This is a genomic window from Micromonospora cathayae (assembly GCF_028993575.1).
GTDB lineage: Bacteria > Actinomycetota > Actinomycetes > Mycobacteriales > Micromonosporaceae > Micromonospora > Micromonospora cathayae.
Window position 1 is genome coordinate 2,604,579 of sequence record NZ_CP118615.1, and the last position, 12,066, is coordinate 2,616,644.

Sequence of the window (12,066 nt, forward strand, 5' to 3'; positions counted from 1 at the left end):
GCGTGGCCGGGCCGCCGGATCGTGGCGGGAAGCGTAGAGTGATCTCGTGTGCGCGCTGCGTGTGGAGCGGGCGGGTGAACCGCACGAACAGGCAGGTGACCGCCATGGACGGGCGGTCGACTCACTCCGTCGGTCGTATGCCGCGGTGCCCCCCGGGGCACCGGTCCGGCTGGCGAAACGCACCTCGAACCTGTTCCGTCCCCGGGCGGCGGTCACGTCGCCGGGTCTGGACGTCAGCGGTCTGACCGGGGTGCTAGGCGTCGATCCGGTGGCCCGGACGGCCGACGTGCAGGGCATGTGCACCTACGAGGACCTGGTCGACGTCACCCTGGCGTACGGGTTGATGCCGCTGGTGGTGCCGCAGTTGCGCACCATCACCCTGGGTGGGGCGGTGACCGGCCTGGGTATCGAGTCGACGTCGTTCCGCAACGGCCTGCCGCACGAGTCGGTACGCGAGATGGACGTCCTCACCGGCGCCGGCGACCTGCTGACCGTACGCCCGGACGGGCCGCACGCCGACCTCTTCGCCGCCTTCCCGAACTCGCTCGGCAGCCTCGGGTACGCCACCCGGCTGACCATCGAGCTGCAACCGGTCCGTCGGTACGTGGCGGTGCGCAACGTCCGGTTCACCGACCTGGACGCCCTGGTCGACGCGATCGGGCAGGTGACCGCCACCCGCGCCTGGGCGGGTCGACCGGTGGACACGATGGACGGGGTGATGTTCCACCCGGACGAGTCGTACCTGGTGCTGGGCACCTTCACCGACGACGCCACCGACGCCCTCGACGGCGGCCGGCCGGCCGGTGGTCGGGGCGGGCCGGCCAGCGACTACACCGGCCCGGACATCTACTACCGGTCGCTGCCGCTGCGGCGACGCGACCTGCTCACCACCCACGACTACCTGTGGCGCTGGGACACCGACTGGTTCTGGTGTTCCCGGGCGTTCGGCGCGCAGCACCCGGTGGTGCGGCGGCTGTGGCCGGCGCGCTGGCGGCGCAGCGACGTCTACCACCGGCTGGTCCGGCTGGAGCACCGTTACGGGGTGGCCGCCCGGGTGGACCGCTGGCGCGGCCAGCCACCCCGGGAACGGGTGGTGCAGGACGTGGAGATCCCGCTCGCCGGCACCGCCGACTTCCTGCGGTGGTTCGCCCGTGAGGTGCGGATGTCCCCGGTGTGGCTGTGCCCGTTGCGGCTGCGTGAGCCGGCCGGCCCCGGCTCGGCCCGGGTCTGGCCGCTGTACCCGCTGCGTCCCGGCCACACCTACGTCAACGTCGGTTTCTGGGGGACGGTGCCGATCGCCGACGGGGCGGCCGACGGCGACGTCAACCGGGCCGTGGAGCGGGCGGTGGCGGCCGCCGGCGGGCACAAGTCCCTCTACTCCGACGCCTACTACCCGCGTGACGAGTTCGACCGACTGTACGGCGGGGACGCCTACCGCGCCGTCAGGGACCGCTACGACCCGGAGCACCGGTTGACCGGACTGTACGAGAAGGCGGTGGCACGACGATGAGCCTGACCGACCGCGAGCGTGGGGGAAGCGCCACGCCGGAAACCCCGCCGGCCGGGGGCCGGCGTCGACCGCCGTCGGTGGCGGACGTCGTCCGGGCGGTCACCGACGGGGGCCCGCCGGTGCGGATCACCGGGTACGACGGCAGCACCACCGGGCCGGCCGACTCCGGCATCACCCTCCAGATCCGCTCCGAGCGCGGCCTGTCGTACCTGCTCACCGCGCCCGGTGACCTGGGCATGGCGCGCGCGTACGTCAGCGGGGACCTGGCCCTGACCGGGGTGCACCCGGGTGACCCGTACGAGGCGTTGCGGCTGCTCAAGGACGAGCTGCGGCTGCGTACGCCGTCGTTGACCGAGGCGGTGGAGCTGGTCCGGGGGCTGGGCTGGGAGCGGTTGCGTCCGCCGCCGCCTCCGCCGCAGGAGGCGGTGCCACGGTGGCGTCGGCTGGTGGCCGGGCTGCGGCACTCCCGGGTCCGGGACAGCACCGCCATCTCGCACCACTACGACGTCTCCAACGCCTTCTACGAGAAGGTGCTGGGCCCGTCGATGACGTACACCTGTGCGGTCTACCAGGGCCCGGACGACACCCTGGAGCAGGCCCAGGCGGCCAAGTACGACCTGGTCGCCGGGAAGTTGGCGCTGAAGCCGGGGATGCGGCTGCTGGACGTGGGCTGCGGCTGGGGCGGCATGGTCCGGCACGCCGCCCGGGAGTACGGCGTACGCGCGATCGGGGTGACCCTGTCGAAGGCGCAGGCGCAGTGGGCGCGGGCGGCCATCGAGCGGGAGGGGCTGGGTGAGCTGGCCGAGGTGCGGTACCTGGACTACCGGGACGCGCCCACCGGGCCGTTCGACGCGATCTCCTCGATCGGGCTGACCGAGCACGTCGGGGTGCGCCACTATCCGGCGTACTTCGGCGCGCTGTGGCAGCGGTTGCGGGTCGGTGGGCGGCTGTTGAACCACTGCATCACCCGGGCCGACAACCGGGCCCCGCACCGCTCCGGCCTGTTCATCGACCGGTACGTCTTTCCGGACGGCGAGCTGGCCGGGCCGGGCCGGCTGGTCAGCGAGGTCCACGACGCCGGGTTCGAGGTGCAGCACGAGGAGAACCTGCGCCGGCACTACGCGCTGACCCTGGCCGCCTGGTGCCGGAACCTGGTCGCGCACTGGGACTTCTGCGTGGCCGAGGTCGGTGCGGGTACGGCCCGGGTGTGGGGGCTGTACATGGCCGGCTCCCGGTTGGCCTTCGAACGCAACGGCATCCAACTGCACCAGGTGCTCGCCACCCGGCCCGGCCCGGACGGCGGCAGCGACTTCCCCTTCCGCCCCGACTGGTGAGCCGGGAACGGCCCGTCCGGCCGTTCGGCGATCTCATTGACAAGCAGAATTTTTACGTACAGGATGGTTTTCGCCATGAGAGACGTCCTGTACCTCGAAGAGCTGGCCCAGGCCGAGACGCTGCTCAAACCGCAGCGGATCGAGGTGCTGCGGCAGCTCGCCGAGCCGCACACCTGCACCGAGGTGGCCCAACGACTCGGTCAGACCCCGCAGCGGGTCTACTACCACGTCCGCCAGCTGGTCGCCGCCGGGCTGGTCGAGCAGGTCGCCGAGCGCAAGGTGCGCGGCATCCACGAGGGCATCTACCAGGCCAGTGCCCGGTCGTACTGGCTCTCGCCCCGCCTGGTCGGCCGGCTCGGCCTGCGCCGGGCCCAGGACGAGCTGAGCCTGGGCTACCTGCTGGACCTGGTGGAGGAGGTCCAGGCGGACATCGCCGCCCTGGACCGGAACGCGCCGGAGCTGCCCTCGATCGGGGTCTCCGGAGAGATCCGGGTGCCCGCCGAACGCCGGCAGGAGTTCCTGGCCGACCTGCGGTCCACCCTCGAAGACCTGTTCACCCGCTATGGAGGCGCCGAGGGGGACGCCTTCAAGCTCGCTGTCGCCTGCTATCCCAAGGGGGAGAACGATGACTGAACCGATGACCCTCCGGGTCCGCCTCGACGCCCCGGTCAAGATCGTCCACCACGCCCTCACCGACCCCGCCGAGCTGCGGGTCTGGCTGACCGAGCACGCCGAGGTCGAGCTGCCGCACCGGTACGCGTTCTGGGGGCGGCACACCCCCGAGGGCGACGCCCCGCATCAGCGGCTGGAACACGTCGACGACCACGGGCTGTGTTTCACCTGGCTGCTGGACGGCGCGGAGACCACCACCACCATCACCCTGGCCGAGGACGGCCCGGACGCCACCCTGCTCACCCTTTCCCAGACCCACTTCGACTTCGCCGACGTGATCAGCGGGGCGGTGCGGGGGGTGCTCCAGACCTGGTGGGCGCTGGCCGTCACCAACCTCGCGGCCCACCTGGAGGGGCGTCCGCTGCTGCCGAAGGTCGACTTCACCTCCACCGACCTGCGCGGCGAGCTGCTCATCGCCGCGCCGATGGCCGCCGTCTGGACCTCGCTCACCGACTCCGAGCAGGCCAGCGCCTGGTTCGGGTACCCGATCGGGATCGAGCCCTGGGTCGGTGGCCGGTACGCGATGGGCGGGCTGGAGGCACCCGACCCCGCGAAGATCGTCGACCTGGAACCCGGCCGCCGGATGTCGGTCGACTGGGGGCCGGCCGGGGTCGCCACCTGGGAGTTGGCCGAGTCGGCCGGCAGGACCCGGCTCACCTTCGTGCAGAGCGGCTTCGACGAGCAGCGTCCGCCGTACGCCGCCTGGGGTGGCATCGTCTCCGGGCTGGGTGAGCTGCGCCGCTTCCACGAGATGCCGGACTGGCAGTCGATCTGGCGCTGAGCCCACGGCCGTCGGCGGTGCACGCTTTCCCGCCCGTGGGCGGTCGACGGTTCCCGCCCGCCTGACCGGGGTACTGCCGGGGAATGTTCCTCATCTTCGGACTCCGTACCTCGGTCAAGCGGTCGGGTGTGGTCAGTGCCGTCTGCCGCAACTGCGGCCAGCACGCGGCGCAGGTGATCACCAAGCGGTCGACGAGGTTCAGTCTGTTCTTCGTCCCGCTCATCCCGGTCCGTACCCGGTACGTGCAGCAGTGCTCGTTCTGTGGCGTCGAGTACGCCGTCTCGAAGGACGAGGCGCGCCGCCTCCCGGTGGGCTGAGGTGGCCCGCTTCCTCTGCTGGCTGATCGGTCGTCCGATGACGGGGTCCACGGACGGGGGCGGGGCCGGTGCGCCCACGTACACGGTGCCCCGGCCGCCCTGCACCCCCGGCCGCCGCCGGCACCGGCGTCGCCGCCGTCCGGCCGCCGGGGCCCGGCTGCCCCGGTCCCCCTGGAACCGTTCCACCGGACGCTAGCGACGCCGCCCGCCTGCGCCGGGGGCCTCGGCCTGCCCGCCGGTCAGGGTGGGCCCCGGGTGCCCGTGCCCGGTGCCCGTGCCGAGGTCCATCGTGATGGTCGGGTACCCGGTGGTGTGGCTACTACCGGTGACGAGGTGTGCGTAGACGCTTCGGGGAGAGGTGCCCTGATCCGGGCCGCCACCGGGTGCCGGTGCGGGCGCGCCGGGAGTGGAGCGCCTATCGTGGCCTGTCGTGACGAGCACCGAGCAGCGACTGGCCGCCATCCGGGGCGACGTCCCGGCCCGCCGGCACAACGCCCGGACCATCGCCGCGTTGACCGGCAACCCGGGCTGCACCCGCCGGGCCGTGCTGGACAGCGCCGGGGTGGACAAGCCCAAGCTGGCCGAGCGGATCGGTTTCCCGGCCCGGTTCGGGCAGTCCCGGTTCGCGATCAGCCGGGGCAACGCGTTCGAGGCGCAGGTCAAGTCGGACGGCGGTACGGAGCTGCTGCGCCTGGTCGCCGAGCGGGTCGGGGCCGACCCGGAGGAGCCGGCCACCTGGACGGACCTGAACGCCGCCGACCCCACCGACCGGTACGACCGGTCCCGGGACCTGCTCACCACGGCGGGCGACGCCCCCGCCCTGTTCGACCACCCCCTGCTCAGCCTGGAGGTCGCCGGCCAGCGGGTGTACCTGGAGCCGGACCTGGTGGCCGCCCGGCTCGCCGGCCGGTGGCACGTGGTGGAGATCAAGTCTTTCCCGGTGGTCGACGGGCAGGCCGACCCGGCCAAGGTGGCCGCCGCCGCGATCCAGTCCGCCGTCTACGTGCTCGCCCTGCGGGAACTGCTCGCCGCCGCCGGGCACGATCCGGAGCTGGTCTCGCCGGACGTGGTGCTGGTCTGCCCGCGTGACTTCGCAAACCAGCCGGTCGCCAGCCTGGTCGACGTCCGTCGGCAACTGCTGGTGCTGCGTCGGCAACTGGACCGGATGGCCCGGATCGACGCGCTGCTGGCCGGCGTACCGGAGGACTTCACCGCCGATCCCACCGCCGAGCCGGCGGCCCTGGTCGCGGCACTGCGCACGGTCGAGGCCCGGTACGCCCCCGACTGTCTGGCCGCCTGCGAGCTGGCGTTCTTCTGCCGGGACGAGGCGCGCGGCCAGACCGGGGCGCTGGGCCGGCCGGTCCGGGAGGCGCTCGGCGGGGTGGCGACGGTGGCCGACGTGCTGGCGCTGGCCGACGGTGTCCGGCCCGCCGAGCCGGGGCAGGCGGAGGCCGCCGCGCTGCTACGGGCCGCCGCCCGGCTCCGCGCCGAGGCCCTCGCCCAGTCATCGTCCGGCCCCGGAGCCTTCGCCCAGCAGCCGGCGGGTGCCGGAGCCCTGGCCCAGCAGCCGGCGGGTGCCGGAGCCTTCGCTCAGCCCTCGGCGGGTGCCGGAGCACTGGCCGGTCGGTCGGCGTGAGTACGCTCCGCGCGCTCGCCCGGGTCCGCGCCCAGTACGTCGGACGGGCCGAGCGGGTCGCCACGGTCCGGCACCTGCACCTGTCCGACCGGCCGCTGGTGCTGGTGCCGTTGGCGCTGGCCGGGGAGGCGAACGCCCCGCTCGCGGCCCTGGTCGGCACCGCGCCCGACGCCGGGAGGCTGCTGCTGGTGCCGCAGCCGCGTAACCGGGACCAGCGGTTCGCGTTCGCCGCCGAGCTGGCCGGGATCGTGCTGCCGTGGATCGACGCGCACCGGCAGGTGACCGAGGCGGTCCCGGTCGACCGGGGTAAGGACGTCCGGCACCGGTACGTGGACGCGCCGCAGGTGCTGGTGCCGAATCCGGCCGGGGTGACGTTCCTGCGGCTGTTCGGGCGGTCCACCCGGTTCCGCCGGCCGGACGGGGAGTACCCGGTGCACCCGTCGGTGCCGGTGCTCGGCCGCTGGCTGACCTTCTTCGCCGAGCGGGCCGAGTATCCGGGGTCGGCGGCGCTGTTGGCGATGACCGAGGCGTTGACCCTGCACTGGGCGACCGGGCAGAGCGTGGTGGAGGATCTGCACCTGCCGGCCCTGCTGGGCTGGATCGATCCGCCGCCGGGGTCGACCGGCGCGCAGGCCGCCGCCCGCGCCGAGGATCCGACGGTCTGTCCGCCGGCCGGTCCGGCCACCGATCCGGAGTTCGACAACCGACGCCTGTTCCCGGCGATCGAGGCGTACGCGGCGGCCGGTGACGACGCCGACGCCCGCCGGGCGGCGTACGCGGGCCTGGCGGGCCTGCTGCGCGACCAGCTCACGCCGACCTGGGAGCTGATGTGGCGCGGCGTGGCGTTGCTGCGTGACCTGCCGGCCGGGGCGCGGGTGGCGGGCCGTTGGGCCGGCGACCGGGACGCCTTCACCGGCTTCGCCGAGCACGTGGACGCGGGCGGCGCGCCGCAGCCCCGGCGGGACGGCGCGGTGGCCGCCGCCCAGAAGCTGCACCGGCTGGAACGGGCGCTGACCTCGTACGCGGTGCAGCGCGCCTACGACGATCCGCTGGTGATGGCCGAGTACCGGCTGACCGGTGAGGCGTTCGTGGGGGACGTGACGCTCGCCGATCCGACCCGGGTGGACGACACCGGGAAGCGGCCGGTGCTGCGGCCCCGGATCCAGCTGGTCACCGACGAGCCGGTGGTGGTGCCGGTCGGCGCGAGCCTGTACTCGCCGGCCCGGCCGGGGCAGAAGGCGAAGGTGGTCTTCGTGACCCCGGCGGACGGGTCGAAGACCGAGGTGGTGCTGGAACTCTCCGGCGGGATGGGGCGCGGGCTGACCCCGTCGCCGGGCAGCGTGCCGGAGGTGGGGGAGCGGCTCTGCTACACCACCCTGTCGGACGCGTTCCTGCCGGCGGGGACGTTCCCGGCGGTGGAGGAGACCCCGTGGACGCACGGTGGCCCCCCGGTGGCCGCCGGGGAGTCCACCGGGGACGACGCCGACGCGGTGGAGGAGTGGGCCTGAACGCCCGGGTCAGCGAAATAATCCATTCACACTCTTGAAACTGAACCGGTTAAGTAGTTCAGTGGGGGGTGCGGCCCGGAGCCCCCACCGGGTCCGCGCACCACCACCCCCTACCCGGAAACAGGTGACCATGCGAAGCAGCAGACTGCGCCTCGCGCTGAGCGCCGCCGTGGCCGCGCTCGCCGCCGCCTCCGTCCTGACGGTGACCGACCCCGCCCAGGCCCACACCGTCGCGCCGGTCAACGGCAACGCCAGCGCCGCCACCCGCAACGTCCTCAACTGGCTGGCCCACCTACCCAACCGCAGCAGCAACCGGATCGCGTCCGGCTTCTTCGGCGGGTACAGCAACCACGGCTTCTCACTCGCCCAGACCGAGGAACTGCGCGCCGCCACCGGCCAGTACCCGGCCTTCCTGAGCTGTGACTACGGTGCCGGCTGGGCCACCGCCAGCGATCCCACCTCACTGATCGACTACTCCTGCAACAGCAGCCTCAAATCCTGGTGGGCCAGTGGTGGCCTGGTCACCATCAGCGTCCACTCGCCCAGCCCGGCCAACGCCAACGGCGGCGGGCTGAACACCCCGATGGGCAACTTCGCCGACCTGCTCAACCCCGGCACCGCCGCCGGGGCGCGCTGGCGGGCCCTGACCGACAAGATGGCCGCCGGCCTCCAGGACCTGGAGAACGCCGGGGTGCCGGTGCTGTTCCGGCCGTTGCACGAGGTCAACGGCGACTGGTTCTGGTGGGGCAACCGCGACCCGAACACGTTCCGCCAGGTGTGGCAGCAGATGTACACGTACCTCACCGTCACCAAGGGGCTGGACAACCTCATCTGGGTGTACTCGGCGGACTTCAGCCGGGGCAACCGCACCGCCTACTACCCCGGGTCGTCCTACGTGGACATCGTCGGCATGGACGCGTACGACGACAACCCGCAGACCTCCGGCATCCAGGCCGCCTACGCCGAACTCGTCGGGCTGGGCAAGCCGTTCGCGTTCTCCGAGATCGGCCCGGACAGCCAGGGCTCCTTCGACTACGGCCGCTGGGTCACCGCCTTCCAGCAGAACTACCCGGCCACCACGTACTTCCTGGCCTGGAACGACGGCTGGGGACCGGCCCGCAACCAGGGCGCGGGCACCCTGTTCAACAACTCGTGGATCGCCAACCGGGGTGAGGTGGACCTCGGCACCGTCACCGAACCGGGCGGCACCAACCCGCCACCGGGCGGCGGCACCCTGCTCAGCGGCTTCGAGTCCGGTACGGACGGTTGGACCGGCGGCAACGTCACCGGCGGCCCGTGGCGGGTCACCGAGTGGGCCGCCCAGGGAAGCTGGTCGCTGAAGGCCGACGTCAACCTCGCCGCCGGCCCCAGCTACCTGCACCGGATCACCGGCACCAGCCTCGCCGGCCGGACCGCCCTGCGGGCCACCGCCCGGACCGCCCCCTGGGGCAACCACGGCGCGGGCACCCAGGCCAAGCTGTACGTCAAGACCGGGCCGGGCTGGCAGTGGTACGACGGCGGCACGGTCACCGTCAGCTCCACCGGCACCACCCTGACCCTCGACCTGGGCGCGGTGGCGAACCTCGGTGACATCCGCGAGATCGGGGTGCAGTTCGTCCCGGCCGGCGGCGCGAGCGGCGGCTCCGCCGTGTACGTCGACAACGTCACCGTCCAGTAACCCCACGGTCCCCGGACCCCGGCGTGCCGACGGCGCGCCGGGGTCCGTCCACTGTCACCGGAATGTTTCGGTACGGTCCGAGCGGGCTGTTCCGGGGCACGCCGACTGAGCAGGGGATCAGTTCAGTGGTAGCCAGGGACACCGGACGCTGGCTAGGCTTTGCTCGTTCGCCACCCGTCACCGGTACGCGCCGTCGGAGCGTGGACTCAGGAGAGAGAGTCGGAGCGATCGCCGTGCCACCGCAGGAGGTGAACCGGGACGCCGTCGTTTCGACCGGGCGGTCCCGCCCCGAACGCGTGGCCCTACTCGGCGTGCTGCTGGTCGTCCTGGTCGAAGCGATCTGGTTGGTCGCCCGGCTGCCCAACGCCGCGCTCGTCGCCGACGGCGGCGCGGTCGTGGTGGCGAGCTGGGCCTCCGTCGCCTGTGCCGCCGTCGCCTACCGGAGCCCGCCGCCGCTGCGCCGGTTCTGGGGGCTGCTCGCGGCCACCATGGCGCTCTCCGCCGTGGCCCGGGCGCTCTGGGCCCTGCACCGCACCAGCAGCGGCGACATACCGCACACCCGGCTGGTGGGGCTGGTCTTCATCACCGGGATCGTCCTGGGCACCACCGCGTTCCTGCTGAGCCCGTCCGCGCCGCACAGCACCGTCGGGCGGGGCCGGGCCGTGCTCGACGGGGTGATCGTCGGGCTCTCCCTGGTGCCGATCGGCTGGGTGGTGGTCTTCCAGGACATCGCCGCCGACGAACTCACCGAACCGGAACACACCCTCGCCCTGGTCTTCCCGATGCTGGACCTGGTGCAGCTCACCATCCTGGTGGCGGTGGCCGGTCCGTCCCGCCCGATGTGGCGTCCGCTGGCCGTGCTCGGGGCCAGCCTCTGCGTCCGGGCCGCCGCCGACATCGGCTACGTCTGGCTGCTCGCCCACGACAGCTACGTCGCCGGCCACCCGATCGACCTGGGCTGGCCGCTGACCTGCCTGCTGGTCGGCCTCGCCACCCGCCACGCGGCCCCGCCCGACCACGCGCACCTCGACGAGACCACCATCCCGCCGGTGCCGCCCTGGTGGCGGGTGGCGCTGCCGTACCTGCCGGTGGGCGGGGCGATCGTCGCGGTGCTGCTGGCCCGGCATCCCACCGGGCAGACCCCGCCACTGGTCCTGGTCTGCGTGCTGGCGCTGCTGGCGGTGCTGGCGCTGCGGCAGGGGCTGGCCGCCAACGAGAACCTCCGGCTGGTGGCCCGGCTGCGCCAGCTCGCCTACGCCGACCAGCTCACCGGCCTGCCGAACCGGCTGATGTTCACCCGCAGGCTGCGCCGGGCCATCCGCGAGGACGCCCCGGTCGCCGTGCTGCTGCTCGACCTGGACGGCTTCAAGCAGGTCAACGACCGGTTCGGGCACGCCACCGGCGACGCGCTGCTGGTCAACATCGCCGACAAGATGTGCGAGGCGGTCGACGGGGACGGCACGGTGGCCCGGCTCGGCGGCGACGAGTTCGCCGTCCTGGTCGACGGGGACCGGCCGGTGCCGCCGGAACGGCTGGCCGAGCGGCTGCTCACCGCGCTGAAGCCGGCCGACGACGAGGAGGACGTCGGCACCCACCCGTCGGCCAGCATCGGCATCGCCGAGTACGGCCCGCAGCACGCCACCCACAGCGACCTGCTGCGGGACGCCGACATCGCCATGTACGCGGCCAAGGCCGCCGGTAAGTCCGCGTACCGGACCTGCACCCCGGAGCTGCGCGAGTCGGCGGTGAGCCGGGCCGAGCTGATCGCCGACCTGCGGCGGGCGGTCGACGAGGAGCAGTTGGAGTTGCAGTTCCAGCCGATCATCGACCTGGGGACCGGCCAGGTGCACAGCGCCGAGGCGTTGGTGCGCTGGCGGCACCCCCGGCTCGGGACGCTGGCGCCCGGCCGGTTCCTGCCGCTGGCCGAGGAGACCGGCCTGATCCTGCCGATCGACCGCTGGGTGATCCACGAGGCGTGCCGGGCGGCGGCCATCTGGCGGCGGGGCGCACCCGAGGCGACCATCGCGGTGAACATCGCCGCCGCGCACCTGCGCCGGCCGGACCTGATCGCCACGGTCACCGGCGCGACCGCGGCCGCCGGCCTCGCCCCGCGCGCGTTGACCCTGGAGCTGACCGAGTCCGCGCTGATCGAGGGGAGCGAGTCGGTGCTGGACCGGCTGCGTCAGCTCCGTGAGCTGGGCATCCGCATCGCCATCGACGACTTCGGCACCGGGTACTCGTCGCTGAGCTACCTGCACCGCATCCCGGCCACCGAGCTGAAGATCGACCGGTCGTTCGTGGCCCGGCTCGGCGAGGACGCGCGGGCGTACGCCACGGTCAACATGGTCAGCAGTCTCGCCGAAGCCTTCGACCTGCGGGTGGTGGCCGAGGGGGTGGAGACCGACCGGCAGCACGACGCGGTCGCCGCGATCGGCTGCGCCCACGGTCAGGGCTACCTCTACGGCCGACCGGGCAGCCTGGCCGACCTGAGCACCAGCCTCACCGGCTCCTGACCCGGCCCGGCCGACCCGGATCAGAGGGCCGAAGGTCCCGGAGCAGCACGGGATATTCGGCCCTGTCTCTGCATGGAGCTGTAGCGCGACGATGGATCGGTAACCGACACATGGTCC

9 protein-coding genes are annotated in these 12,066 nt (G+C 73.2%); all 9 read left to right on the top strand.

The annotated features are described in order from the left end of the window. Positions 1-55 precede the first annotated feature (55 nt). The 9 genes from PVK37_RS11955 (at position 56) to PVK37_RS11995 (ending at position 11,949) form a co-directional block, all read left to right on the top strand. A complete protein-coding gene (locus PVK37_RS11955) occupies positions 56-1,510 on the top strand; it encodes an FAD-binding oxidoreductase (RefSeq protein ID WP_423791072.1) in 1,455 nt (484 codons plus the stop codon). Next, on the top strand, positions 1,507-2,844 hold the full coding sequence (locus PVK37_RS11960; RefSeq protein ID WP_275033943.1) for a class I SAM-dependent methyltransferase: 1,338 nt from the start codon (positions 1,507-1,509) through the stop codon (positions 2,842-2,844). Before PVK37_RS11955 ends, PVK37_RS11960 begins: the two co-directional genes overlap by 4 nt. A gap of 75 nt (positions 2,845-2,919) precedes the next feature. Continuing rightward, positions 2,920-3,477, top strand: coding sequence for an ArsR/SmtB family transcription factor (locus PVK37_RS11965; RefSeq protein WP_275033944.1), 558 nt, complete (start codon positions 2,920-2,922; stop codon positions 3,475-3,477). After that, positions 3,470-4,297, top strand: coding sequence for an SRPBCC family protein (locus tag PVK37_RS11970; RefSeq protein WP_275033945.1), 828 nt, complete (start codon positions 3,470-3,472; stop codon positions 4,295-4,297). The genes PVK37_RS11965 and PVK37_RS11970 overlap by 8 nt, the downstream gene beginning before the upstream one ends. 83 nt (positions 4,298-4,380) lie before the next feature. Beyond that, positions 4,381-4,614: a zinc-ribbon domain-containing protein gene (locus PVK37_RS11975; protein ID WP_275033946.1), complete on the top strand. Its 234-nt coding sequence runs from the start codon at positions 4,381-4,383 to the stop codon at positions 4,612-4,614. 430 nt (positions 4,615-5,044) lie between these two features. Continuing rightward, positions 5,045-6,250, top strand: a complete 1,206-nt coding sequence (locus PVK37_RS11980) for a hypothetical protein (protein ID WP_275033947.1) — start codon at positions 5,045-5,047, stop codon at positions 6,248-6,250. After that, positions 6,247-7,758, top strand: a complete 1,512-nt coding sequence (locus tag PVK37_RS11985) for a hypothetical protein (protein ID WP_275033948.1) — start codon at positions 6,247-6,249, stop codon at positions 7,756-7,758. Before PVK37_RS11980 ends, PVK37_RS11985 begins: the two co-directional genes overlap by 4 nt. Positions 7,759-7,888: 130 nt before the next feature. Then, positions 7,889-9,436 carry a glycosyl hydrolase gene (locus PVK37_RS11990; RefSeq protein WP_275033949.1) on the top strand — a complete coding sequence of 516 codons (1,548 nt, stop codon included), beginning with the start codon at positions 7,889-7,891 and terminating at the stop codon, positions 9,434-9,436. A 233-nt stretch (positions 9,437-9,669) separates the two neighbouring features. After that, on the top strand, positions 9,670-11,949 hold the full coding sequence (locus tag PVK37_RS11995) for a putative bifunctional diguanylate cyclase/phosphodiesterase (RefSeq protein WP_275033950.1): 2,280 nt from the start codon (positions 9,670-9,672) through the stop codon (positions 11,947-11,949). The last annotated feature ends 117 nt before the right edge of the window (positions 11,950-12,066 follow it).